The sequence below is a fragment of the Mucilaginibacter sp. 22184 genome (genome assembly GCF_052045695.1).
Taxonomy (GTDB): domain Bacteria; phylum Bacteroidota; class Bacteroidia; order Sphingobacteriales; family Sphingobacteriaceae; genus Mucilaginibacter.
In genome coordinates, this window is sequence record NZ_JBQEPI010000007.1 from 255,555 (window position 1) to 280,710 (window position 25,156).

Here is a 25,156-nt window from a genome sequence, read left to right on the forward strand (position 1 = left end):
AGTACACCTAATTTTCTAAATTTGCGTTTCTTCTTATAAACCACTACAACGTAAATGAGCCATTTTAATGATTTTAACAATCCGCAGGTTGCGGCCTTGCCCGGTCATTTAAAACAATTTATAGTCGACCAGCACTACGAACATTATACACCTATTGATCATGCCGTTTGGCGCTATGTCATGCGCCAGAATTACAGCTATCTTAAAGACGTTGCCTACTATCCGTATATACCTGGCTTAACCAAAGCCGGTCTTACTATTGAACGCATTCCCGATTTGCAGGAGATGAACGATGCACTGGCCAAAATAGGCTGGGGCGCTGTTACCGTGGATGGTTTTATCCCGCCCGCTGCCTTTATGGAATACCAGGCCTACCGGGTGCTGGTTATAGCGGCAGATATCCGCCAGTTGCGCCATATTGAATACACCCCTGCTCCGGATATTATCCATGAATCGGCCGGGCATGCGCCTATTATTGCTGATAAGGATTATCACGAATACCTGAGCTATTTTGGTTCGATAGGAGCTAAGGCCATGTTTTCGGCGCAGGATTTTGAATTGTACGAGGCTATCAGGGCGCTATCAATATTAAAAGAAATGCCCGACGCGGATGACGCGGAGATCAGCAAAGCCGAAGAGTTGGTGGCTCATCGCCAGGAAAACATGGGCGCACCATCTGAAATGGCCCTGCTGAGCCGCCTGCACTGGTGGACGGTGGAGTACGGTCTGATCGGTACGTTGGAAACGCCTAAGATTTACGGCGCTGGTTTGCTGTCATCAATAGGGGAGAGTTCCAGCTGCATGAACCCAGAGGTGGAAAAATTATGGTACACCATCGATGCGGTGAACTATAGTTATGACATCACCAAACCACAGCCGCAGCTCTTTGTAACGCCAACTTTCCAAAACCTGATTGATGTGCTGGAGGAGTTTGCCAATACCATGTCGTTCAGAAGGGGAGGAGCATACGGTTTAACCAAAGCTGTGGAAAGCAAAAATACCTGTACCGCGGTTTACAGCTCGGGTTTGCAGGTATCGGGTACCATTACCGATTTTAAGATTGATAAGAATGATCATTCTTACTTTATCAAAACTACAGGCCCAACAGCTTTATCTGTAAATGATAAACAACTGCCGGGGCATGGTAAAAACTATCATGCAGATGGTTTCAGCTCACCGGTAGGAAAGCTGAAGAATATCGCAACGCCGTTAGAGGAGCTAACCGAAGCAGAACTGGAAAATATCGGCATCGCCAAAGGTAAAACCGTAGAGCTTGATTTTGAAAGCGGCATCACCGTTAAAGGAACTATAAAAAGCATATTGGCCTTTTTGGGTAAAACGCAGCTGATTACCTTTACCGATTGTACCGTTACTGATAAAAAAGGGCATATATTGTTCGATCCATCATGGGGTGTATATGATATGGCCGTAGGCGAAAAGATTGTATCTGTATTTTGTGGAGCTGCCGATAAAGCCGCTTTTGAAGAGATCGTTTACAAATCGCAAACCGCAACCCACCATGTGGAATATGATCTGCGTACCCGCGAGCTTCACAAACTTTACCAGCAAGTGCGTAATCGCCGGCAAAAAGGCGGCGACTTTGGCTTTTTGGGTAATGTATGGTTCAAATTACAGAAAAATCACCACGACGACTGGCTTTGCGCACTAGAAATACTGGAATTGCTGGAGCATGAGGATGTGGAACCCATACTTAGAACCGAGATCAGGCAATTCCTTGAGCAGAAGGCCAAAGACCAGCCCGAGCTAAAAAAACTCATCAGCGATGGTTTTTATCTGATTGATCATCCTGTTGAACAAAAATTGGTATTTTAGGCCCGGTTAAACGCAATAAAAAGAACCCGTCATTGAGCGTGGAGCCTCACCCAACCCTCACCAAAGGAGAGGGCTTTAAAGATTTTTTTAAGTCTCCCCCTTTGTGGGGGATTTAGAGGGGGCCTACGCTCGCAATGACGGTAAATAACAGAACGGGCATATGAATATCATTATAACAGGCGCCAGCAGCGGCGTGGGATTTGAAGCGGTAATTGAACTGATACTTTCGGGTAACAATAAGGTAATTGCATTGGCCCGCTCGCAGGACAAACTGGAGCGCCTGCTCGAAATTGCCCACGGTCTTAACCCCGATTGCCAGTTATTCGCCCTAAATTTTGATATTGTACATGACGATTATGAGGGCCTGCAGCAATTTATAGCCTCTAATTTTGATAACCGGGTTGATGTGCTCATCAATAATGCCGGTATGCTCATCAACAAACCATTCACGCAATTGCTCGAAACCGACTTTGTAGAAATGCTGCAAAGTAATTTCATCGGGCATGTACGCATGATACAGGCGCTGTTGCCGCTGATGCCCTCCGGTTCACATATCCTGAACATCGGTAGTATGGGTGGTTTTCAGGGTAGCGCCAAGTTCCCGGGTTTGTTGGCCTATTCGGCCAGCAAATCTGCCTTACATACCCTAACGGAATGTCTGGCACAGGAACTTATAGAACAGGACATCAAAGTAAATTGCCTGGCCTTAGGTTCGGCACAAACAGAAATGTTGGAGAAAGCTTTTCCCGGTTATCAATCGCCGGTAATGGCTTTTGAAATGGGTAAATATATAGCCGATTTTGCGCTTACCGGGCATAAATTCTTCAACGGGAAGGTATTGCCGGTTGCTGCTACTACTCCATAAATCAATTAATAAAAACTCCTCATTGAAGCCATTTTTACACATGTCATTGCGGCGTAGCGTGGCAATCGCATGCTATACGGGGCGGCTTTGCATGGCGTACACCCGCTCTTGGCCGCGGGAGGGCCTAGTTACTTTGTGGCCACAAAGTAACCAAAAGGCTTGTCATCAGAAATGCTTCTTTGCCCACGTAGCCTTTACCCTGCAAACCGAGCAGAACCAGGGCTGCAATTATTTTGCGCTACTTCGTTCCCGCATTTCCCTCCGCTTCAGCAAAAACTTGCTATGCCCTTTACAACCGCGCCGGCCACCATTGTTCTGCCCGCTTTCACCCGAAGCTTGTCTGCTGACGGGGGAAAGAGAGGAGTTTTTTACAATATGTTTGTCATGCTGAACAGAGTGAAGCATCTATTAAACGATATGCCTGTTTACGAATAGATCCTTCGTTCCTCAGGATGACAAGTTAGTTTAATCGAATAATGAAGAGATCCTGATAATCCCATAATCCTATAAATCATGGTTCAGAAAAAATCAGCGGAATCAACGAAATCATTGATTCCCAAAATCTCAAATCTCATATCTCACATCTCACATCAAATTTTTATCTTTGCCCATGCAAGAAAAAATCCTCATTCTTGACTTTGGCTCGCAATTCACCCAACTCATCGCGCGCCGCGTCAGGGAGCTCAATATTTACTGTGAGATCCACCCCTTCAATCATTATCCCGAAATTGACAGCACTGTAAAAGGAATCATCCTTTCCGGCAGTCCTTATTCTGTAAGGCAGGAAGATGCGCCTCATTTTGATTTCGCGCAGTTCCATACCACCCGCCCAATCCTGGGGGTTTGTTATGGTGCACAGTACGTGGCCCATTTCCATGGCGGCGAAGTTTTGGCTTCAAGCACCCGCGAATACGGTCGTGCCAATCTGGATTATATCAACAAGGAAAATCCGCTGTTTAAAAATATCCCTGAGAACTCACAGGTATGGATGTCGCATGGCGATACCATTGCCCGCATCGGCGATAATTTTGAGGTTATTGCAAGTACCGATAGCGTAAAAGTTGCGGCTTACCAGGTAACCGGTACCCAAACTTACGGTATCCAGTTTCACCCGGAAGTAACGCACAGTATCGATGGCAAGCAATTGCTGGAGAATTTTTTGGTTGACATTTGCGGTTGCAAACAGGATTGGACACCCGATTCGTTCATCGAAACCACCATTGCCGCCCTGCGCGAAAAACTGGGCGATGATAAGGTAGTATTAGGTTTATCAGGCGGTGTTGATTCATCGGTAGCGGCAGTATTACTGCACCACGCCATCGGCAAAAACCTGCATTGCATATTTGTAGATAACGGCCTGCTGCGCAAAGGCGAGTACGAACAGGTACTCGACTCTTACAAGCACATGGGCCTAAACATAAAAGGTATTGATGCCAAACAACGTTTTTATGATGCGTTGGCAGGCGAAAAAGATCCTGAGAAAAAGCGTAAAGCCATTGGTCGCGTATTTATCGAGGTATTTGACGATGCCGCTCACGAAGTTCAGGATGTAAAATGGTTAGGACAAGGCACTATCTATCCTGATGTTATTGAGTCGGTTTCGGTAAAAGGTCCGTCGGCCACCATCAAATCGCACCATAATGTTGGTGGTTTGCCCGATTTTATGAAACTGAAGGTGGTTGAGCCGCTGAATACCTTATTTAAGGATGAAGTTAGGCGTGTAGGCAAGGCCCTGAACATCGATCCGAATATTTTAGGCAGGCACCCATTTCCGGGTCCGGGTCTGGCAATCAGGATTTTAGGTGATGTTACACCAGAAAAAGTAGCTATATTGCAGGAAGCCGACGCGATTTACATCAACAATTTGCGGTCATATGGTGTTTACGATAAGGTTTGGCAGGCCGGCGCTATATTTTTGCCGGTACAATCGGTAGGGGTAATGGGCGATGAGCGTACTTACGAGAACGTGATATGCCTGCGTGCTGTGGAATCACTGGATGGAATGACAGCCGACTGGTGCCATTTACCTTATGACCTGCTGGCCAAGATCTCCAACGAGATCATCAATAATGTAAAAGGAATTAACCGGGTAGTATATGATATCAGTTCAAAACCACCTGCTACCATTGAGTGGGAATAAATGGTTATTGTTTTTTAGCGTGGCGCTGATACTGGGTGCATGTTCACCCAAAGTGCAGCCTGTATCAACGCCCGTAAAAAAAGTCGAAAAACCCCAGCCCAAGCCCGCAGAAAAACCTCCCGTTAAGCCTGCTGCGAAAGTTGCTGTCATATCCATGATATTACCTATGGGGCTTGATCATGTGCGGCCGCGCAATTACAGCAACGCAGGCTTGAGCCAGGCTAATATGAGTGTTGAATACTACCAGGGTTTTAAACTGGCTTTAGACTCGCTGGCTGCCCAGGGTGCTAATTTTAAGCTACAGCTTTATGATTCCAAAGATGATAACTCCACCACGCTTGGTTTGGCTTATCATACCGAGGTAAGAGCCAGCGACTTGATAGTTGGCCCGGTTTATCCTGATGGGTTAAAACAGTTTGCCGTAGTTATGGGTACGCGCATGGCTGTTTTGTCGCCGTTATCACCCGCTTCACCGGCTACCATCAAAAGCAACAACCTGATTACGGCTATACCTCCGCTGGAGTATCACGCCGTGGGCGCAGCGCAATATATTAACGACAAAGTCAAGCCCAAAAAGATCTTCATTCTTCGCTCGGGATTTAGCCAGGAGAACGATTATGTGTTCAACTTTAAAAAAGCAACCGATAGTTTAAGCAATAAAAAAGTTAAAATTATAAGCGTGATCATTACACGGGGCAAACTGAGCGGTTTGCTGCCCCAGTTGTCAAAAACAGAGCGTAATGTGTTTGTGATACCGGCTACCGATCAGGCATTTTTGGGTGTTACGCTGCGGTCACTGGATACTTTAAACAAAAATTATCCCGTGGTACTGTTTGGCCATCCCAGCTGGGAAAAGTTCGGCTTTTTAAAAGCCGATATATTGCAGCGGCTTAAAACGCATATTACATCAAGCGATAAGGTAAATTACAAGCAAGAAGCTACCATTGCCTTTTTACGCAGTTATCGTAAAGCATACCACGTGGAGCCTACCGAATATGCCATTAAAGGCTTTGACGAAGGCTTGTTTTTTGGACGCCAGCTTTCTGAAGGGAATAGGAATATGACGGAGATTGACAAAACCGATTTTACAGGGATACATAATGGCTTTCATTTTGTAAAAAAACCTGGATTAGGTTGGGTCAATACACACGTAAATATATTAATGTATAGTAACTTTGAGTTAAAACAGGTAGAATGAAGGCTATAAACCAGCTTAAAACGTTTCAGCGAATTTTGGGTGAATACCCTGCCGATACGCCTCTAAGTAAGTTTTTGCCCGGCTTTTACCGGCAAAATAAACAAATGGGATCAACGGACAGGCGTATTGCCAACCGGTTGATGTACAATTACTTCCGGATAGGCATTGCTCTCCGAGGTTTACCTGCCGACGAGCGTTTATTTGTGGCCGAATTTTTATGCAACACGCAAATCAATTCCTTTTTACAAAATTTTAAACCGGATTGGGCCGCTTGCATTGGTTTTAATATTGACGATAAACTGGCATTGGTAAAAACGGCATATCCTGATTTTGACCTGGATGATGTATTTCCATGGGTGTCGCAATTATCGCCGGGCATTGATCGTAATGCTTTCTTAAGATCATTTTTCACACAACCTGATCTTTTTATCCGGGTGCGTAATGGTTACGATCACCTGGTTAAAGCAGAGCTGAGTAAAGCGGAGATCGTATTTAAAGACGAAGGTAACGGCTGCTTATCGCTGCCCAACGGTACCCGGCTCGAAACCATATTCCCCAAACAACATTGGTTTGAGGTGCAGGACTTTTCCTCGCAGCAAACCGGCGATTTTTTCAGGCCGCAACGCTGGGATAGCTGGTGGGATGCCTGTGCGGCATCGGGCGGTAAATCGTTGCTGCTGCATGAAGATGAGCCCAACATTAAGCTGGTGGTGTCAGACATCCGCGAATCGGTGCTGGCCAACCTGGACGAGCGCTTTCACCTGGCTGGTTTAACCAAATATCAGAAAAAGGCGCTTGATCTCACCACCAATGTCGATCAGGTATTGCATGATTATGCTTTTGACGGCATCATCCTCGACGCTCCATGCAGCGGATCAGGAACCTGGGGGCGTACACCCGAGATGATAGCCCAGTTTGATCAGCATAAGATCGAATTTTTCCAGAAGCTCCAAAAAAGCATCGCCCAAAACGTAGTTAAGTATCTGAAGCCCGGTAAACCGCTTATTTATATCACCTGCTCGGCCTTTAAAGGCGAGAACGAAGATGTGGTTGATTTCCTGGTGAAAGAGCTTGGGTTGAAACTGGAAGAAAGCCAAATACTCAAAGGCTACGAGCGCAGGGCTGATACTATGTTTGTGGCGAGGTTGAGTTTTCCAGTACCCGTAATATAAAAATTATGTCATTCTGAACGGAGTGAAGAATCTATTATTCAATAGACAAAGTTTATAATAGATCCTTCGTTCCTCAGGATGACAAATCTTGTTATAAGAGTCACTTTATAGCACACCATTGTAACAAACCATAGCAAACCTCCGTCTACATAGTCAAATAAAATATATTACTATACTATGGACATTAACCTGATCAACACGAATGATTTAATTATAGCCGAAATTGTAGCCGATAGCATCATCATTAATGATGCCCAGGATGCATTAGATATACTGGCTAACTGCGCGTATCAGGATGCAAACCGGATCATCGTTTACCAGAAAGACATTACGGAAGATTTCTTCGAGCTTAAAACCAAACTGGCCGGGGAGGTACTTCAAAAATTTTCTAATTACAACTCCAAATTAGCCATTGTAGGCGATTTTTCCGGATATGGCAGCAAAAGCCTGCGCGATTTTATTTACGAAAGTAATAAAGTCGGCAGGGTAAGTTTTGTAGCCACCAAGGAAGAAGCCATAGAGGCGCTGTTAAAGGGCGTGAAAGTATAAGAAGGCTCGAGCGAAAAAAATGAAAATAAATTTGCGCAATTGATTGGTTGCGTTTACATTTGCAATCAATCGGTTGCAAATAATATGAGACGAGACATTTTTCAAGCTATAGCAGATCCTACCAGGCGGGCGATTTTAGGCTTACTAGCCTTGCAGGCGATGACACCCAACGCTATTGCCGAGCATTTTGACAGTAGCCGGCAAGCGGTATCTAAACATATTCAGATCCTGATGGAATGCGAAGTGGTGAAACAACAGCAAACCGGCAGGGAAATTCATTACCATTTTAATCCGCAAAAAATGAAAGAGATAGATTTATGGCTCGATCGTTTCCGCAAGTTGTGGGAAGATCGTTTTGATCAGTTAGATAATTTATTAGAAAACCTATAAACAAATTCAATATGAGTGCAAAAACGGAGATCACTAAAGACCTGGCTAACAAAAAAATACGCGTTGTACGGGAGTTTGCCGCCCCTTTAGAAAAAGTATGGAAAGCATGGACAGATGTTAGTCTGCTGGAACAATGGTGGGCACCAAAGCCCTGGAAAGCCGTATCTAAAACATACGATTTTAGTGAGGGTGGTTTTTGGCTATATTCGATGGTAGGCCCAAATGGCGAAACAGCCTGGTGCCGGGTTAATTTTAAAACCATAGTACCACAGCAGAGCTTTACCTCTACAGCCTTGTTCTGTGATGAAAATGGCGTAGTAAATCCTGATTTCCCGGCGATGCATTGGCTGGTAACTTTCCACTCGGTTGGAGCAACTACGCAAGTAGTGGCAGAACTGACATTTGATAATGAAGCCGATCTGGAAAAAATCGTTGCAATGGGCTTTCAGGAAGGCTTTACTATGGCACTGGGCAACCTGGACGAGCTGTTGGCAGCTTAATTATTATAACTATATCAAAGAAAGAGGAGGCTGGCCTGAAAGGTGGCCTCCTTTTATATTTTGTGATAAATAAGGTTCGAAAACGAGGGTTGTCATCCTGAGCTCCGTCGAAGGATAGAGCGCAAAGGCCCCTACACCATGCTTCGACGGGGCTCAGCATGACACCCTTTTTTAATACCCCCCTTTAGGGGGCAGGGGCTACAAGTGCGTATTGCTCCTGAATAGTTTAATAGCGATGGCCAGCAAAATAATCCCGAATGATTTTCGCAGGATGCTCAGGCCAACCGGGCCTAAGAGTTTTTCGATCCACTTTACGTTTTTGAGTACGAAATAAACCACAATGGTATTGAGTACTATACCCACCAGAATGTTCTGGGTTTGATATTGCGATTTGAGCGAGAGCAGGGTGGTCATGGTTCCGGCTCCGGCAATCAGCGGGAAAGCCAGGGGCACTATAGAAGCCGACAGGGGGACTTCTTCTTTAAAAAAGTCAACACCAAGCACCATCTCCATGGCAATGATAAATATCACCAATGAACCTGCAATGGCAAATGAGGCTACATCCAAACCAATAACGGCGAGCAATTCATCGCCCACAAACAAAAACACCACCATCAGGATAAGTACCGCTATGCTCGCTTTTTCCGATTCGATATGCCCCACACGCTGCCTTACCTGGATAATTACCGGTATAGCGCCAAGGATATCAATAATGGCGAAAAGGATCATGGTAACGGATAGTACTTCCCTGAAAACTAATGGATGCATGGCTGTAGGGTTTATGCTGGTGCAAAAATGTGATTAAAATATAAAGAAAGATAAAAAGAAAATATGATGTGCGGAAATTTATACAGCAAATGGTTGCAGGGGGCGGATACAAAAAAGGTCCTGAGTTAACTCAGGACCTTTTTATAAATAATGATATAATCTTAGCCTTTTTCAATTGGGTTCATTGGATCATTTGGGTCTTTTGGGATGTTGATAATTCCTTGTCTGATAAGCGAATGCTTTTTACTGTAGAAGAAATAAATTAACAAACCGATGATCATCCAAACAGCCAAACGGATCCAGGTATCAAGCGGTAAGGAAACCATCATTAAAACGCAAATGATAATACCGGCAATGGGTACAAAAGGCACCCAAGGTGTTCTGAAAGGGCGTGGTGTGTTTGGATCGGATTTTCTCATCACCATAACGCCAACACAAACCAGAACAAATGCGAACAGGGTTCCGATAGATACCATTTCGCCTACCACGTGTACAGGTACAAAGGCAGCGAATAAACTCACGAACACCGCAAACAATAAGTTTGATTTATAAGGAGTTTGGAATTTTTTATGAACCGCCGAAAATGTTTTAGGGATCAGGCCATCTTTTGCCATGGTGTAAAAAACACGTGATTGGCCCATCAACATCACCAATATTACCGAGGTATAACCGGCCAATATAGCTACGATGATAGATTTTTGTAACCAGGCATAAGGTGTTTTGGCTATCGCTACAGCAACAGGTGCCGCGCTGTCCTTAAATTCTTTGTAATTGGCAACGCCGGTCATTACATGCGAAAATAATACGTACAATATGGTACATACCAGTAATGAGCCTATGATACCAATTGGCATTCCCTTTTTGGGGTCTTTGGCTTCTTGTGCCGCTGTTGAAACCGCGTCGAAACCGATAAAGGCAAAGAATACCACACCGGCCCCGCGTAATACACCTGACCAGCCAAATTCACCGAATTTACCGGTATTAGGTGGTATATAAGGGGTATGGTTCGCCGGGTTGATAAAGCCCCAGCCAACAGCTATAAATACCAATACAACCGCAACCTTCAATACAACCAACAGGTTATTTACAAAGGCCGATTCTTTTGTACCGCGGATGAGCAGCAGGGATAAACATACAATGATAAATACCGCGGGAAGGTTCATGATACCATGTACCACCGTACCATCGGCAAGGGTCCCGGTTTCCCAGGGCGATCGCGTAAACTGGGGCGGGATTTCCAAATTGAAAAAGTGGAGGAACTTGGTTAAATACTGCGACCAACTGATGGACACGGTAGCAGCACCCAATGCATACTCTAAAACAAGATCCCAGCCAATGATCCATGCGGTGAATTCACCCATGGTAGCGTAGGAGTAGGTATAAGCCGATCCGGCGATAGGGATCATACTGGCAAATTCGGCGTAGCACAAACCGGCAAACGCGCAACCTATGGCCCCTATCACAAATGATATGGTAACCGCTGGCCCGGCGTTATTGGCCGCTGCCAAGCCTGTTAATGAAAATAATCCGGCACCTATAATAGCGCCGATGCCCATAGTTACTAAATTAAAACTACTTAACGTTCGTTTTAATGTACCTGCACCTGATTCAGATGCTTCCTTCAGTAATAAATCAAGAGGTTTTTTAAATCTCATAAATTGTAATTAAAAGTATTTTGTTTTGATAAGAGGGATCTTAATAAATTTAGGACGGGCATAATTGCAGTAACTATGATATTATTAGAAATAACGAAAAAGATTAGGGAAATGGATTGTACCTCTTTTAAAATTAAAGGGTGCATGATCTTGTTTTTTCTTAATTATTTTAACTATAAACTTATATAAGTAGAGGAGTCAAGGTAAGAAGAAAATATCATGTGCCAAAATTAATACAACAAATCACTTTGAAAAATCAACAAATCAAAAAGGTCCCGAAAAATCAGAACCTTTTTGATTTATAATAACTTGTATAATTATTCAACAAATTTTGGGTTGATAGGATCGTTGGCAGCCTCAACTTTGCCATGCCTTACATGCGAACGTTTGATACTGTAGCCAAAGTAAATTATAAAACCGATCAGCAGCCAAATGATAAGCCTTGCCCAGTTTTCCCATCCTTCACTGGCAATCATACACAAGCAAATGAGTGCACCCAACGGACAAACGATCATATAAAGCGGCGTCTGGAACGGGCGTACAATGTTTGGATCTGTTCTGCGCAGAATAAATATACCTATACAAACCAGTACGAAAGCGAACAGGGTACCTATACTCACCATATCGCCAACATATTTATCCGGTATAAAACCGGCAAATATAGATACGAATATGAAAAATAACCACTGTGATTTATAAGGTGTGCGGTATTTTGGGTGAAGTTTTGAGAATACTTTAGGGATCAAACCATCGGTGCTCATGGTATAAAACACACGGGTTTGGCCCATCAGCATCACCAGGATTACGGATGAGAAGCCAGCAAGGATTGATACGGTAACAAACGAAGCCAACCAGCCATAACCAGGCATGGCAGTTCTGATAGCGTAGCTTACAGAAGCTTCTTTACCTTGTATCAGGAAGTCTTTATAAGATACCAAGCCGGTAAGTACGTGTGAGAATAAAATGTATAATGCTGTACAGAAAACCAATGATATCAGGATACCTTTTGGCATATCTTTTTGTGGATTTTTGGCTTCCTGCGCAGCAGTCGAAACGGCGTCGAAACCAATAAAAGCGAAAAATACTACACTGGCGCCGCGTAAAACACCCAGCCATCCGTGGTTAAAAGTATCGCCATAATCAACAACTCCTGTACTTACCTTTATGGTACCAGCATCAGCCGGGATCATGTACGGGGTATGGAACGCTGGGTTTATAAAATGCCAGCCCAAACCAATAATCAGGAGTACAATAGCTACCTTAACAATTACAATAATGTTGTTTACCACAGCCGATTCGGCCATGCCGCGGATAAGCAATAAGGTAAGCAGAAATATGATAAATATAGCTGGTAAGTTTACAATCCCTCTGGTACCCAGTTCGGCAGCATACATTCCGGAGGTTGTGTTTGACACTTCAAAGAAGGAGTGTGTCCACTGGTAGGGGATATGAAAATTAAAAAATGTTATTAAGAATTCGTTGAAATATTGCGACCAGCCAATGGCTACAGTGGCCGCCCCAAGTGCATACTCCAATACAAGGTCCCATCCTATGATCCAGGCAATAAATTCGCCCATGGTGGCATAAGAGTAGGTATAAGCCGAGCCGGCTATAGGTATCATGCTGGCAAACTCTGCGTAGCATAAACCAGCAAGGGCGCAGCCAGCCGCCGCGATAAGGAATGAAATAGTAACGGCCGGGCCTGCATGTTCACCGGCTGCCGCTGCTGTGCGCACAAAAATACCGGCTCCGATAATAGCACCAATACCCAGTGCTATAAGCGACCCAACGCCTAAGGTTCTTTTCAGCGATTTTTCCGTCTCGACAGACGCAGCCATCAATTGCTGAATAGGTTTCTTAATAAATAACTTCATTTGAAAATAATAAGATCAGTTTTAAAAATTCAAAATTCACATTTCGCCAAACGTACTTAAATTTATTGGAATCCTAAAGCGCAGAATGTAACATCACTATAATGAGGTATTTCCAAATAAAAGTGTGCAAAATCGAGTAAATCTATAGGTGATGAGATTTTCTATAAGGACTTATGTAAGTGCCTCATTTGTAGCGGAAGCCGGTAAAATCGGTGTTTTAATGACACATTACCTTTTAAGCAAAAATAACTGTTAAATAAACACCGGTAAAATCAAAAAATATTCTTAAAGTTAAACAGATCGCTCTCTTTTTTTTATTTATTTCGGCTTAATTCCGCCTGTTTTTCTTAAAAAAACATTTTAACCTGCAAAGTTTTATGGTTTACCGGTTTTTAAATGCTATAATTTAGGATATTGTTTGTATCAGCGATATTCATTCTTTCCCTTTTGGTATATCTTAGCAAAAATTTCCCATTTCTGCTATCTTTCCTTATTATTAGCCAAATTATAAACTCTGCCTGCTTTGAAATTTACTGGTACTTTACTCTTTTTAGCCTTTTTATGCACTGGCCTTTCGGCACAAATAAAATTAACAGGAACCGTGACCGACGCTTCTAAACACGCTTTAGGCTATGCGGGTGTAAGCCTGCTCAGCATTGGCAGTAATAAAAATCAATCTTTACAAACGGATGCGGAGGGTAAATTTGCTTTTCAAAATCTGCAAACCGGGCAGTACTTGCTTACTGTGGCGTTTACGGGTTATACTAAATATGAATCGCCATTATCCATTATAAAAGATACGGTGGTTAGCGTTATCCTACAAACGTCAAACACGCAATTGGGCGAGGTGGTGGTTACCGCTAACAAAGCCGCTGTTGAAAATAACCAGGAAAAACTGGTTTACAATGTATCTGCCAATATCACCGCGACAGGTACCGACGCGTTGACTGCCATAGGTAAAGTTCCCGGAGTAAAAGTAAATGGAGATGACATCAGCATTGTGGGTAAAGGTAAGAGTAATGGTGAATGATCGGGTTGTGCAATTGGCCGGCACCGACCTGGCCCGGTATTTAAAGTCGATATCGGCTAACCAGATCTCTAAAATAGAAGTGATCAAAAATCCATCGGCCAATTACGATGCCGATGGTAATGCCGGACTCATTAATATAACCACTAAACGCAGCAGCAAACAAGGATTTTCGGGCAATGTACAACTCGGCGACAGGCAATCGCTGCATAGCCCGGCCAACGTTTTTGGTACCAGTAATTACTGGCTGGCCGCGGGCAGCGCCAATTTGAATTATAATGCTGATAAATGGTCGGCTTATACCAATGTCAGTATGGATCATGATCATGAACTGGAAGGTTTTGAAACAGATGTTTTTTACCCTAAACAAAGCTGGCTGCAAACAGATACGGGCAATTACAGGGGACACAATTTTAATATTATTGCCGGGGTCGATTATAAGGTAAGCCCCAAAACCACCATTGGCCTATCATACCTGGGGGGCAAAAGTGTTTATGACGGATCTGATCATGTGAACAATCCTGTTTATAATACCAGCGGCGGTCTGGATTCAACCTTAAGAACTTATGCCACTTATCACCCCATAGCTATCAGCAATTCGGGTAACACGCACGCGGTGATCAACTTTGATACTACCGGCAAAAAATTAGTACTTAATGCCGACTATTTTAATTATAACCGTAATGACCGGTCGGACTTTGAAAGTAACAGCTACCTGCCCAACGGACAGGTGATCCCGGCCAGTAACACCCGGTATTTTGATACCAACAAGCAGCTAATCAACCTGTACACCTTTAAAGCGGATGCCGAGATACCCACCAGCTTTGCCAAATTGGCTTTTGGTGGTAAACTGAGTTTTATCAATAACTACAGTAACGCCTATTATTATAATAAAGGCCCTAATGACGAACTTACGTATAATACCAATCTGAGCAACGAGTTCCGGTATATCGAGAACACGCAATCACTCTACATCAACCTGAACAAGGAAAAGGATAAATGGAAATACCAGGCAGGGCTGCGTGCTGAGTACACCGAAACCAAAGGCACTTCTTACACGCTAAAACAGGTGAACACTAAGAAATACCTGCAGTTGTTTCCTTCAGTGCTGATATCGTACCAGGCTGATACGGCAAACAGCTTTTCACTAAGCTTTGGCCGCAGGATAAACCGGCCTACCTTTTGGAACCTGAACCCATTCAAATCATTATTTACGGCTTACAGCTATGGCGAGGGCAACCCATTTTTGCAGCCGGAATATAACAGCAACCTCGAGCTATCACATACCTACAAAAATATCCTCACCTCGGGCTTGTTCTTAAACATTACCGACAATGGGTTTAACAACCTAACTATAGCCAGCGACGATACCAACCTGGTGCGCACCATACCCCTTAATTTTATAAAAACTTACCGGGTAGGAGTATCTGAGAATTTGTCGCTACACCTGTTTTCCTGGCTGGATAATAATAACCAGGCCACTTTTTATCATACCGACGCGCATTCCAGCTTGTCTTATATCAAAAGCATCAGCGGGTACGGGGCTTACCTGGCCACCAATAATACGGCTTATTTTAATGCCGGTAAAACTTTTGCCGCGGCTGTGAATTTCTGGTACCAGTTTCCGGAGGTTGATCATATTGGCCGTTCAGACGCCTACTATAAACTAGACATAGGCTTTACCGCATTGGCCATGCAAAAAAAGCTAAACATTACCCTAAATCTTAACGATGCTTTCAGGAGCAGTGCTTCGGCGGTAACAACTACCGTTAACGGTATCAGGAGCAAGTTCACCAACTTCCAGCTCAATCGCTTTGTACAATTGGCGTTAAGCTATCGCTTTGGCCGGGAAACTACTGCCGAAAAACGCGACACGGGCAACGAGGAGGAACGCGGAAGGATACATTGAGAAAGCTTAAAGCCGAAGGCTGAAAGCTTAAAGCGAAAGGCACTCTCAAAAATGGAAAGCTAAAAGCGCACACGATCATAAAAAAGTTTTGAGCCTTCGGCTTTAAGCTTTTAGCTTACCTATCGTGTATTTTACAAAACAGTGAGCGCTTTAATGCTGTTAGTTACCATATTTGCCTAAAAGATTAACTATGGCTCATCTGTTTTCTCCCCTAAGAATAAAAAACATCGAATTAAAGAACCGTATTGTGGTATCGCCTATGTGCGAATACTCTGCCGAGGATGGTTTTGCCAACGACTGGCACCTCATTCACCTGGGCAGCCGGGCCATTGGTGGCGCCGGGCTCATCATTACCGAGGCCGCCGCAGTTTCGGCCGAAGGTCGTATTACTTTTGCCGACCTGGGTATTTATCGTGATGAGCATATCGAAAAACTAAAACGCATTACCGACTTTATACATGCCAACGGAGCTATTGCCGGCATACAACTGGCCCATGCCGGGCGTAAAGCCAGTCATGTGGAGCCCTGGAACGGGGGTAAACAAATCCCTTCAACCCAGCCCAAAGGCTGGCAAACATTAGCTCCAAGCGCCATCCCCTTTGCCGAAGGTGAAGAGGCGCCGCTTGCACTGGATAAAACAGGCATTGAAAAAATAAAGGCCGATTTTAAAGCGGCCACCAAAAGGGCTTTAGCTTCAGGTTTTAAGTTAATTGAACTGCATGGTGCACACGGCTACCTGATACATCAGTTTTTATCGCCTATCAGTAATCAACGTACAGATGAATATGGCGGGTCATTTGACAACCGTATCCGTTTGCTGCTTGAGGTGGTGGAAACCGTTAAGGAGGTTTGGCCCGAAGAAAACCTTTTGTTTGTACGGCTATCATCAACAGAATGGACGGAAGGGGGCTGGACGGCCGATGACTCCGTAGCCTTGGCCAAAATATTGAAAGATAAAGGAGTTGACCTGATTGATTGCTCAAGCGGCGGTAACGTAGTGGGTGCCAGGATTCCCTTAAAACCGGGTTACCAGGTAGAATTTGCCGAGAAAATTAAAAAGGAAAGTAGTATACTTACAGGGGCGGTAGGACTAATAACTACCGCTTACCAGGCCGATGAAATTATACAAGAAGGGGAGGCCGACCTCATATTCCTGGCCCGCGAAATGCTGCGCGATCCGCATTTTCCGTTACGTGCCGCGCATGAATTAGGGCACGAAGTAAAATGGCCTGTGCAATATGAACGTGCCAAATGGCCGTCTGCAGAAAAAAGATAAAAAGAACAGGGAAAAAGAGCTTACACTTGTTTTGAACTGCTAACTTTGGTACTAACCAACACAAAAAACATCATTTAAACAACAACTATGAAACGTACAGCAAACGCCCATTGGAACGGCACATTACAAGCAGGTCAGGGAGAGATTACCACCCAGAGCACCGTGCTAAACAAAACCCAATATTCATTTAAAACCCGTTTTGCCGATGGTATCGGTACTAACCCCGAAGAGTTGCTTGCTGCAGCACACGCAGGCTGTTTTACCATGGCCGTTGGCGCTGCCTTAACCCAAGCTGGTTTTACGCCCAATGATTTGACCACCGATGCCATATTGGATCTGGATATGGTTGGTTTGGCAGTTACGAACATTCACCTGGAACTAAAAGGCTCTGTTATTGACGGTGTTGATGAGGCAACCTTTAAACAAATTGCCGAAGGCGCCAAAGCCAATTGCATTATTTCAAAAGCACTGAGCGTACCTATTACTTTAAACGTTACTTACGCTTAAAAATTCCCATACGTGTCATTGCGAGAAGGAACGACGAAGCAATCTCCTCGTTGATATAAACGCGAGGAGATTGCCACGCTGCGCTCGCAATGACATATTTGATTTTTATTTCTGTATCAGCGCCAGCAAAGCCTGCGGTGTTTCGTAAGTGCCGCTTTTATAGGTGAGTACTTTTACACCTACGCAAAGGGTATCGACGGTGTTGTTGGGGTGGGTAAGATAAATCTTTCCGCGAACATCGGGCTGATAACCATCATCTGTCCTTTTCATATCGGTTAATAACTGCATCACACTGTCGATACCTGCTTTTTGCGTGAAATTTTTAACCTTGCTTTCCGGAAAGTAATAATCAAACTTATCGCAGGTTATCCTGAATTGTGTTTCGCGCCCCAGCTCGGTAAATTTAAAACGGATGCTTTTAATCTCATCGGCAGGATTGGTTTTAGGCTTGCAGGCGAAGAGGGTGGATGCTATTAGGATGATAGCTATGCTTAGTTTTTTCATATTCGTTTAAAAATGAAGCTCGATCTTTTTACAGTAAAAAACGCCATCATTGCAAATAGTAAAGCAGGCGCATAAAATTTCTTGATTATTTGCACCTGTTCCTCCCATATTTTTTGATCGGTTTTAATTTCAACATAAGTATATCTAATACCTCCACACGGCATTGCATAAGATTTACTATCCTTTTGAGGAGCTACATAACCTGCATATATATCATCCTGATACGGGGTATAGGCCAGAACACCTTCTATCTGGCATAAATTATGTGCCTGTACATATGACCAGTATTTGCTGGTTTTTCCAAAATGAAACCTGACCCCCTTATGAGTATCCTTTGATTGGAGTATTTCCCTTATTTCTAACCGTGCAAAATCTAAACGGCTTTTATTGGCGGCATCATTACCATCCAGGTTGATATCTACATAATTCCGAACAGGAGGGAATTGGGTATGGTATGTTTCGGAGATTTTTTTTGCATCCCATCCAGATTCATACATGGCAACATCAATATAGCCCAGATGTACAAATGCCTTATGTTGAAACAAAAACACCAAACAAAACACAGGCAGCAACACCAGGCTGATCACCCCGGGCAGATAAATGATCGGTTTACGTGGGGTTAAGGTTAATACTTTCATGATTCAGGTTGCTGGTAATAAATTTAGGATATAAAAACCGCAAATCAAAAAGCTCCCCCTTCAAAGATTGGGCACTGTCATTATTTAGGAATACTCCGTAGGAGTAAAAGCTTTGTAGAAAACCCAATAATAAACATTTAGCATGCTGTAGGTATGGAACCAGAGTATAGTACCTACGGCACTGAATGAGAACGGACTTTTTTCTACAAAGTTTTAATCCTGATGGGGTTTGCAAATCACTTCACTTAATGATATTGAGGGAGCTCTACTTCAGCACATCCAGCACCCGGAACATCTTTTCTTTGATGCCCCTGCTTGATCCGTTAAAGTTGTTCACCATGATAGAGAAGCACAGCTCGCGGCCATTATGGGTTTGATAGCCTGCATAGCATAGCACACTGTTGATGCTGCCGCTTTTCATTTTCATGTCGTTATAAACCGGCAAACTCTCATACAAATCGGCAAACCAGCTTTCTTTTTTGGCCGATTGCAGTATTTTGGCCAGTGTTGAGGTAGTTACCCTGTCGCCTGGCGACAGGCCGCTGCCATCGTAGGTATTGATGCTGTTCGGGTCGATACCGCGGGTTTTCCAGAATTTTTGAACTTCTTCAACTCCGTTGGCCGATGTAGGTTTGCGGCCCTGTTTCCAGGCAATGGTTTTGAGCAGCTGCTCGGCATACAGGTTGATACTTTTTTGGTTGAGCCAGTAAACAATGCGGCTCAATGGCGGTGACGATATAGTAGTTAAGTTTTTGGCGATGAGCGGCAATTTCAGATCCTTAGCCGCTAAAGTAGTCGCCGATTCTGGATTACCAGTTACTAAAACGCCTAATTTTTTTAAGGTATCTGATAAACGCAGCGCAGCATCATAAGCCGGATCGGGGAGGGCTGCGGATATACTCTTTTTCTCCTTATCAATAGCATAACTACCTCGCAAATACATCACCGAACTGCCAACGGGCAAAAAGGCATAGGCATTATCGCCGGAGCCTGATTCGCCATTGATCAACTCGCTTTTAAAAGTAAGGTATGGGATGTTGGGAACGGTACGGGATATACCAACCGGGTTACCTACCACACCGGTTCGCAATTTGATATCAAACTGGTTCTCGCGCCAGCACAGGCCCGATGTGCCCGCGCCATAGTAGTTGCCCACATCCTGCCATATCCACCCTTCGGGGATAGATTGCGTACCGAAAATACTATCATCGCCAATAATACGACCATTGATTTTTTTGATACCTGCTTTTTGTAAAGCATCGGTCATCAGGGTTAATACATGAGCCTCTTTGGTTTGTTCATACCTCCAGCTGCCCAGGGTAGGGTCCCCCGCGCCTTTGATGATCACATCGCCATTGAGCGTGCCATCAGTAGCAATTTCACCGGCGTAGCCCAGTTGGGTCTGGTATTTAAAATCGGCCCCCAAAATATTGAAGGCCGTTATGCTGGTAATAGTTTTTAGGGTTGATGCCGTAGCCAACCCCATATTGGGGTTGGCGGCAAATATTTGTTCGCCTGTTTTGGCATCCAGTACTGTTAGTGATAATGATGCATAGCTGCACTGACTATCGGTTTGCAGCCTGCCAAAGGCATTCGATAATTTCTGCTGAAGATCCTGGGCATAAAGCTGCCCGCTTATTAAAAATAAACTAACTGCCAGTAACCGTTTCATCATGATGTTTAACGTTCCGCTGCGATATAAAATATATCGGGATACCTATCAGTACAATAATTAAGCCTGGCCAGGTAAATTGCGGTTTATATATAATGAGCAATATACAAAATGCCAGTCCCATTAAAATATAAATAGCAGGTAAAATAGGGTAACCAAAGGCTTTGTAAGGGCGTTCGGCATTAGGGTGTTTAGCGCGTAAAATAAAAATACCGATGATGGTAAGCATATAAAATATCACTACCACAAAGGATATCATATCCAGCAGATCGCCGTAACGCCCACTTAAACATAGTATAGAAGCCACCACACACTGTATCCATAAGCCGAATTGCGGAACCCCAAATTTATTCAGATCGCCGGTACGTTTAAAGAAAAGACCATCTTTGGCCATGGAATAATATACCCTTGCACCAGAAAGGATCAATCCGTTATTACAACCAAAGGTTGATATCATGATCATCACCGCGATAACATAGGTGCCGATATTACCAAATATCACATGCGAGGCTGCCACTGCAACACGGTCTTTTTCGGCATTGGCAATATCATGCAAAGGCAGCACTCCTGTATACACCACGTTGGCCGATACATAAATAATGGTTACAATTAAGGTGCCCAGCCCCAAACTCAGCGCCACATCGCGTTTGGGGTTCTTCATTTCACCGGCAATAAAGGTTACGTTGTTCCAGGCATCGCTACTGAATATAGAACCTACCATGGCTGCCGCGATAGCGCCCAATGCTCCGCCTATGGTTAAAGCGGTAATGCTACCGTCTTTACTCAAGTTGTGAATATCCCAGGCATTGCTCCAGTTGGCATGCCATATGTCACCTTTTAAGGCTAAAAAACCAAAACCGATCAATCCAAAAAGACTTAGCAGTTTGGTTAACGTAAATGTGTTTTGGATCAGCTTTCCGCCTTTTACGCCTCTGGTATTGATAAAAGTTAAAAATATGATCAGTACGATGGATACTACCTGGGCCGCGCTGATTTTCATGAAACCCAAATTCAGCAGGATATTATCTTCACTAAAAGCGGGTATTAAATAAGCAGTAAATTTAGAGAAAGCTACACCCACAGCGGCTATGGTGCCGGTTTGTATCACCGCGAAAAAGCTCCAGCCATATAAAAAAGCAATGAATTTGTTATAAGCTTCTTTCAGGTAAACGTATTGTCCGCCGGCTTTGGGGAACATGCCGCTGAGTTCGCCATAGCTCAAGGCGGCGGTGAGGGTCATAAAGCCGGTGAGTACCCAAATGGCTATTAGCCAGCCAGATGAGCCTACGTTGCGGATAATGTCAGCACTTACAATGAAAATACCCGAACCTATCATGGAGCCCGCCACCAGCATGGTGCCGTCGAGCAGGCTCAGTTCGTGTTTCATTTTTGGTTGATCAGTTTTTTTTGTCATGTGTTATTCAAAGGGGTTTAAAGGCCTAAACTATTTAAAAAACTTTATAATAAGCAGGCTCTTTGTAAAGAAAATAAAATTACTATTTTGCATCCACCAATTAATAGAGGCTAAGGATTACGAATTTTTGAGGCAGGGATTTTTAGAACGAGGATCGGTTATCAAATATAAAGATTTTTGATACACCGCAAAATATCCGTTCTGAAATTATCGGTGCTTCCTGTTCGGCAATACCTGGCTTCTGACTACCATTTACTAAACCATTACTAAACCAAATTTGTGAACATGGATTTTTTGAACAACTACTTGATCTACTTAATTCCGGTAATAGGCCTTATAGGCATTCTCGCGATGGCGATTAAAGCTGCCTGGGTTACCAAACAAGATGCTGGCGACGGCGACATGGCCCAACTGGCAGGCTATATTGCTGATGGGGCAATGGCTTTTTTACGTGCGGAGTGGAAAATACTGAGCGGGTTTGTACTTATAGCGGGCATTTTACTCGCCTGGTCGGGCACCACAGTGGCTACATCAAGCCCGGTTATTGCCATATCGTTTTTAATTGGCGCGTTTTTATCAGCATTCGCAGGTTTCCTGGGTATGCGTATAGCTACCAAAGCCAACGTGCGCACCACACAGGCCGCGCGTAGCAGTTTGGCCAAAGCCTTAAAAGTTTCCTTTACCGGTGGTACGGTAATGGGATTAGGGGTTGCCGGTTTAGCCATTATTGGTTTAGGATCATTATTTATTGTTTTTTATACCATGTATGTTAAAAGCCATGGACTTGATGTAAACAGCGAAGCCATGGCCAAAGCGCTTGATGTTTTAGCGGGCTTCTCGCTGGGGGCCGAATCGATAGCATTATTTGCCCGCGTGGGTGGTGGTATTTATACCAAAGCAGCCGACGTAGGTGCCGACCTGGTTGGTAAAGTGGAAGCGGGCATCCCCGAGGATGACGTACGTAACCCGGCCACTATTGCCGATAACGTAGGCGATAATGTGGGTGACGTGGCCGGTATGGGCGCCGATTTGTTTGGATCATACGTGGCTACTATGCTGGCTACTATGGTACTGGGACGCGAAATTGTATCGCATGATGCTTTTGGTGGTATTGCCCCGGTATTATTACCCATGGTGATAGCTGGCTTAGGTTTGATATTTTCTATTGTAGGTGCAGCCTTTGTGAAAATCAAAAACGAGACCGATAGCGTTCAAAAAGCACTTAATATTGGTAACTGGGCGTCTATCGTTTTAACTGCTATTGCCACGTATTTTGTGGTACAATGGATGTTGCCTGCTGGTGAGTTCCATATGTCGCGCGATGAGGCTAATGGTTCTATCAAAGCCGGTTCGTTAATATTTACTAAAGACGGGGTTTTCCTGTCGATAGTTGTGGGCCTTATTGTTGGTACCTTAATGTCCATCATCACCGAATATTATACCGCTATGGGCAAGCGCCCGGTACTTAGCATTATCCGCCAGTCATCAACCGGGCATGCTACCAACATCATCGGTGGTTTGGCTGTAGGTATGGAATCAACAGTATTGCCTATTTTGGTACTGGCATCAGGTATTTACGGCTCATACCATTTTGCAGGTTTATACGGTGTGTCGATTGCTGCCGCGGGTATGATGGCTACTACAGCTATGCAATTGGCTATCGACGCTTTTGGCCCTATTGCCGATAATGCCGGTGGTATTGCCGAAATGAGCCGACTGCCCGAAGAAGTACGTCACCGTACAGATAACCTGGATGCCGTAGGTAACACTACCGCTGCTACAGGTAAGGGATTTGCCATTGCTTCGGCCGCGTTAACCTCACTGGCCTTGTTCGCGGCCTTTGTGGGTGTGGCCGGTATCGAGCATATTGATATTTACAAAGCCGATGTTTTGGCTGGTTTGTTTGTGGGTGGGATGATCCCCTTCATCTTCTCGGCTTTATGTATTTCTGCAGTAGGTCGGGCGGCTATGGCCATGGTGGAAGAAGTAAGACGCCAGTTTCGCGAAATACCGGGTATTATGGAATATAAAGCCAAACCCGAGTATGAAAAATGCGTGGCTATATCAACCAAAGCTTCTATCCGCGAGATGGTTGCTCCCGGTTTGATCGCCCTGATCACGCCTATTATCATTGGCTTTGCTTTTGGCCCCGAAGTTTTGGGGGGCTTACTGGCAGGTGTTACCGTATCAGGTGTGCTGATGGGTATTTTCCAGAGTAATGCGGGTGGTGCATGGGATAACGCCAAAAAATCATTTGAGAAAGGCGTGGAGATCAATGGCGAGATCCACTACAAAAAATCGGAGCCACACAAAGCATCCGTAACCGGTGATACCGTGGGCGATCCGTTTAAAGATACCTCAGGCCCGTCAATGAACATCCTCATCAAACTGATGTCGATCGTTTCATTGGTGATCGCGCCACATCTCAATCACTCGGATGCTGGCAGTCAGCATGCCCAACGTGAGGTGCACCGGCAATCGCTAATCACCCACGTAGTGATCAAGGCCGACAAAAAGCTTTAATTCAAATAGTAGTGTTGAGGAGCTGCCTGAAAGGGCGGCTCTTTTTTGTTGGAGGAAAGATATATCTTAGTTCTGATGAAAAAGTTAAAGCAATTCAATCCCCGGGATATAATTCTTACTACAAGTATTGTGGCTTTTCTTATTTCATTAACTCAACAATGTTATTGTACAACCGATAGTTGTGGATATTCGATCGCGGCAGTTTTTTCGGGTGCAATAGGTCTTTTACTTGGTGGTGCAGGCATTACATGGCTTGCAAATCCGTTCTTATTAGCTTCATGGATATTGGCTAAAAAAAGTCCTGAGTTTTCTTTACTAATGAGTTTTTTAGCGGTTGCTACCGCGCTTTTCTTCCTGTCATTTTCAAAAATCATGGTAAATGAAGCTGGAAGTTATGGTCAGATCATCAGTTACAAATTAGGTTACTGGCTGTGGGTATTAAGTTCTATTATTATGTTTGCAGGAAACAGTTGGTTATATTTTTCAAAATGGAGAGCTGTGGCGCAACGAGATCTGCCTCTTCAAAACAATACCTGAATTTTTCGTCTCCGCAGGGTTTCTCGCAGCGGGCCCTGCGTTTTGAATTACCATACGATGAACCTCAGGGCCCCTTTCAGGAGACCCTGAGGGAACGAAAATAATTGAACTACTTTATCATTCTATTCCCATGTTTTTACTTGTAATACTTCAAGCATCAAGTAATTTCTAAATTAGCGGTATCACATCACCCTATACTACTACT

The 25,156-nt window shown here is 44.1% G+C and carries 21 protein-coding genes; 14 read left to right on the plus strand and 7 right to left on the minus strand.

Annotation, left to right across the window (positions count from 1 at the left end; genetic code table 11):
- Positions 1–54: 54 nt before the first annotated feature.
- From ACTJKG_RS17105 to ACTJKG_RS17140, 8 genes are all read left to right on the plus strand, one after another.
- Entirely contained in the window at positions 55–1,833 is a 1,779-nt protein-coding gene (locus ACTJKG_RS17105; protein ID WP_440739899.1) for an aromatic amino acid hydroxylase, read from the plus strand.
- Between the two features lie 160 nt (positions 1,834–1,993).
- On the plus strand, positions 1,994–2,698 hold the full coding sequence (locus ACTJKG_RS17110; RefSeq protein WP_172337024.1) for an SDR family NAD(P)-dependent oxidoreductase: 705 nt from the start codon (positions 1,994–1,996) through the stop codon (positions 2,696–2,698).
- 610 nt (positions 2,699–3,308) lie between these two features.
- Positions 3,309–4,838, plus strand: a complete 1,530-nt coding sequence (guaA, locus tag ACTJKG_RS17115) for a glutamine-hydrolyzing GMP synthase (RefSeq protein ID WP_172337025.1) — start codon at positions 3,309–3,311, stop codon at positions 4,836–4,838.
- A complete protein-coding gene (locus ACTJKG_RS17120; protein WP_172337026.1) occupies positions 4,795–6,036 on the plus strand; it encodes an ABC transporter substrate-binding protein in 1,242 nt (413 codons plus the stop codon). Before guaA ends, ACTJKG_RS17120 begins: the two co-directional genes overlap by 44 nt.
- Positions 6,033–7,208 (plus strand): RsmB/NOP family class I SAM-dependent RNA methyltransferase, encoded by a 1,176-nt coding sequence (locus ACTJKG_RS17125; protein ID WP_172337027.1) that lies wholly within the window; start codon positions 6,033–6,035, stop codon positions 7,206–7,208. Before ACTJKG_RS17120 ends, ACTJKG_RS17125 begins: the two co-directional genes overlap by 4 nt.
- A 177-nt stretch (positions 7,209–7,385) precedes the next feature.
- Entirely contained in the window at positions 7,386–7,757 is a 372-nt protein-coding gene (locus ACTJKG_RS17130; RefSeq protein ID WP_172337028.1) for a DUF4180 domain-containing protein, read from the plus strand.
- Between the two features lie 84 nt (positions 7,758–7,841).
- Entirely contained in the window at positions 7,842–8,147 is a 306-nt protein-coding gene (locus ACTJKG_RS17135) for an ArsR/SmtB family transcription factor (protein ID WP_172337029.1), read from the plus strand.
- Between the two features lie 11 nt (positions 8,148–8,158).
- Positions 8,159–8,647 (plus strand): SRPBCC family protein, encoded by a 489-nt coding sequence (locus tag ACTJKG_RS17140; protein WP_172337030.1) that lies wholly within the window; start codon positions 8,159–8,161, stop codon positions 8,645–8,647.
- A gap of 198 nt (positions 8,648–8,845) precedes the next feature.
- Here the strand turns inward: ACTJKG_RS17140 and ACTJKG_RS17145 are convergent, their stop codons facing one another.
- The 3 genes from ACTJKG_RS17145 to ACTJKG_RS17155 all read right to left on the minus strand — a co-directional run bounded on the left by ACTJKG_RS17145 (position 8,846) and on the right by ACTJKG_RS17155 (position 12,944).
- Positions 8,846–9,415 (minus strand): MarC family protein, encoded by a 570-nt coding sequence (locus ACTJKG_RS17145; RefSeq protein WP_076377851.1) that lies wholly within the window; start codon positions 9,413–9,415, stop codon positions 8,846–8,848.
- A gap of 161 nt (positions 9,416–9,576) precedes the next feature.
- The gene (locus ACTJKG_RS17150) at positions 9,577–11,070 is read right to left on the minus strand and encodes an amino acid permease (protein ID WP_172337031.1); all 1,494 of its coding nucleotides are present in this window, start codon (positions 11,068–11,070) and stop codon (positions 9,577–9,579) included.
- 317 nt (positions 11,071–11,387) lie between these two features.
- Entirely contained in the window at positions 11,388–12,944 is a 1,557-nt protein-coding gene (locus ACTJKG_RS17155; protein ID WP_440739900.1) for an amino acid permease, read from the minus strand.
- A gap of 523 nt (positions 12,945–13,467) precedes the next feature.
- Between ACTJKG_RS17155 and ACTJKG_RS17160 the strand changes: the two genes are divergently transcribed.
- From ACTJKG_RS17160 to ACTJKG_RS17175, 4 genes are all read left to right on the plus strand, one after another.
- Entirely contained in the window at positions 13,468–13,974 is a 507-nt protein-coding gene (locus ACTJKG_RS17160) for a carboxypeptidase regulatory-like domain-containing protein (protein WP_440739901.1), read from the plus strand.
- The gene (locus ACTJKG_RS17165) at positions 13,931–15,880 is read left to right on the plus strand and encodes an outer membrane beta-barrel protein (RefSeq protein ID WP_440739902.1); all 1,950 of its coding nucleotides are present in this window, start codon (positions 13,931–13,933) and stop codon (positions 15,878–15,880) included. The genes ACTJKG_RS17160 and ACTJKG_RS17165 overlap by 44 nt, the downstream gene beginning before the upstream one ends.
- Positions 15,881–16,070: 190 nt before the next feature.
- Positions 16,071–17,156, plus strand: a complete 1,086-nt coding sequence (gene namA / locus ACTJKG_RS17170; protein ID WP_440739903.1) for an NADPH dehydrogenase NamA — start codon at positions 16,071–16,073, stop codon at positions 17,154–17,156.
- A gap of 87 nt (positions 17,157–17,243) precedes the next feature.
- A complete protein-coding gene (locus ACTJKG_RS17175; RefSeq protein ID WP_172337035.1) occupies positions 17,244–17,663 on the plus strand; it encodes an OsmC family protein in 420 nt (139 codons plus the stop codon).
- Positions 17,664–17,768: 105 nt separating this feature from the next.
- On the opposite strand, the gene ACTJKG_RS17180 is transcribed toward ACTJKG_RS17175, so the two are convergent.
- From ACTJKG_RS17180 to ACTJKG_RS17195, 4 genes are all read right to left on the minus strand, one after another.
- Complete coding sequence (locus tag ACTJKG_RS17180) at positions 17,769–18,167, minus strand: hypothetical protein (RefSeq protein WP_440739904.1); 399 nt, start codon at positions 18,165–18,167, stop codon at positions 17,769–17,771.
- Positions 18,164–18,805, minus strand: coding sequence for a hypothetical protein (locus ACTJKG_RS17185; protein WP_440739905.1), 642 nt, complete (start codon positions 18,803–18,805; stop codon positions 18,164–18,166). The genes ACTJKG_RS17180 and ACTJKG_RS17185 overlap by 4 nt, the downstream gene beginning before the upstream one ends.
- 265 nt (positions 18,806–19,070) lie before the next feature.
- The gene (gene dacB / locus ACTJKG_RS17190; protein ID WP_440739906.1) at positions 19,071–20,480 is read right to left on the minus strand and encodes a D-alanyl-D-alanine carboxypeptidase/D-alanyl-D-alanine endopeptidase; all 1,410 of its coding nucleotides are present in this window, start codon (positions 20,478–20,480) and stop codon (positions 19,071–19,073) included.
- Positions 20,455–21,891, minus strand: coding sequence for an amino acid permease (locus tag ACTJKG_RS17195; protein ID WP_172337038.1), 1,437 nt, complete (start codon positions 21,889–21,891; stop codon positions 20,455–20,457). The genes dacB and ACTJKG_RS17195 overlap by 26 nt, the downstream gene beginning before the upstream one ends.
- 285 nt (positions 21,892–22,176) lie before the next feature.
- Here ACTJKG_RS17195 and ACTJKG_RS17200 point away from each other — a divergent pair, with 285 nt between their 5' ends.
- Together ACTJKG_RS17200 and ACTJKG_RS17205 are read left to right on the plus strand one after the other, a co-directional pair.
- Positions 22,177–24,414 carry a sodium-translocating pyrophosphatase gene (locus ACTJKG_RS17200; protein WP_440739907.1) on the plus strand — a complete coding sequence of 746 codons (2,238 nt, stop codon included), beginning with the start codon at positions 22,177–22,179 and terminating at the stop codon, positions 24,412–24,414.
- A gap of 75 nt (positions 24,415–24,489) precedes the next feature.
- A complete protein-coding gene (locus ACTJKG_RS17205) occupies positions 24,490–24,951 on the plus strand; it encodes a hypothetical protein (protein ID WP_440739908.1) in 462 nt (153 codons plus the stop codon).
- Positions 24,952–25,156: the final 205 nt, after the last annotated feature.

Bases quoted from the DNA above. Each gene is read 5' to 3' on its own strand.
- ACTJKG_RS17105 (WP_440739899.1), top strand. From the start codon at position 55: ATGAGCCATTTTAATGATTTTAACAATCCGCAGGTTGCGGCCTTGCCC.
- ACTJKG_RS17110 (WP_172337024.1), top strand. From the start codon at position 1,994: ATGAATATCATTATAACAGGCGCCAGCAGCGGCGTGGGATTTGAAGCG.
- guaA (WP_172337025.1), top strand. From the start codon at position 3,309: ATGCAAGAAAAAATCCTCATTCTTGACTTTGGCTCGCAATTCACCCAA.
- ACTJKG_RS17120 (WP_172337026.1), top strand. From the start codon at position 4,795: ATGATATCAGTTCAAAACCACCTGCTACCATTGAGTGGGAATAAATGG.
- ACTJKG_RS17125 (WP_172337027.1), top strand. From the start codon at position 6,033: ATGAAGGCTATAAACCAGCTTAAAACGTTTCAGCGAATTTTGGGTGAA.
- ACTJKG_RS17130 (WP_172337028.1), top strand. From the start codon at position 7,386: ATGGACATTAACCTGATCAACACGAATGATTTAATTATAGCCGAAATT.
- ACTJKG_RS17135 (WP_172337029.1), top strand. From the start codon at position 7,842: ATGAGACGAGACATTTTTCAAGCTATAGCAGATCCTACCAGGCGGGCG.
- ACTJKG_RS17140 (WP_172337030.1), top strand. From the start codon at position 8,159: ATGAGTGCAAAAACGGAGATCACTAAAGACCTGGCTAACAAAAAAATA.
- ACTJKG_RS17145 (WP_076377851.1), bottom strand. From the start codon at position 9,415: ATGCATCCATTAGTTTTCAGGGAAGTACTATCCGTTACCATGATCCTT.
- ACTJKG_RS17150 (WP_172337031.1), bottom strand. From the start codon at position 11,070: ATGAGATTTAAAAAACCTCTTGATTTATTACTGAAGGAAGCATCTGAA.
- ACTJKG_RS17155 (WP_440739900.1), bottom strand. From the start codon at position 12,944: ATGAAGTTATTTATTAAGAAACCTATTCAGCAATTGATGGCTGCGTCT.
- ACTJKG_RS17165 (WP_440739902.1), top strand. From the start codon at position 13,931: ATGACATCAGCATTGTGGGTAAAGGTAAGAGTAATGGTGAATGATCGG.
- namA (WP_440739903.1), top strand. From the start codon at position 16,071: ATGGCTCATCTGTTTTCTCCCCTAAGAATAAAAAACATCGAATTAAAG.
- ACTJKG_RS17175 (WP_172337035.1), top strand. From the start codon at position 17,244: ATGAAACGTACAGCAAACGCCCATTGGAACGGCACATTACAAGCAGGT.
- ACTJKG_RS17180 (WP_440739904.1), bottom strand. From the start codon at position 18,167: ATGAAAAAACTAAGCATAGCTATCATCCTAATAGCATCCACCCTCTTC.
- ACTJKG_RS17185 (WP_440739905.1), bottom strand. From the start codon at position 18,805: ATGAAAGTATTAACCTTAACCCCACGTAAACCGATCATTTATCTGCCC.
- dacB (WP_440739906.1), bottom strand. From the start codon at position 20,480: ATGATGAAACGGTTACTGGCAGTTAGTTTATTTTTAATAAGCGGGCAG.
- ACTJKG_RS17195 (WP_172337038.1), bottom strand. From the start codon at position 21,891: ATGACAAAAAAAACTGATCAACCAAAAATGAAACACGAACTGAGCCTG.
- ACTJKG_RS17200 (WP_440739907.1), top strand. From the start codon at position 22,177: ATGGATTTTTTGAACAACTACTTGATCTACTTAATTCCGGTAATAGGC.
- ACTJKG_RS17205 (WP_440739908.1), top strand. From the start codon at position 24,490: ATGAAAAAGTTAAAGCAATTCAATCCCCGGGATATAATTCTTACTACA.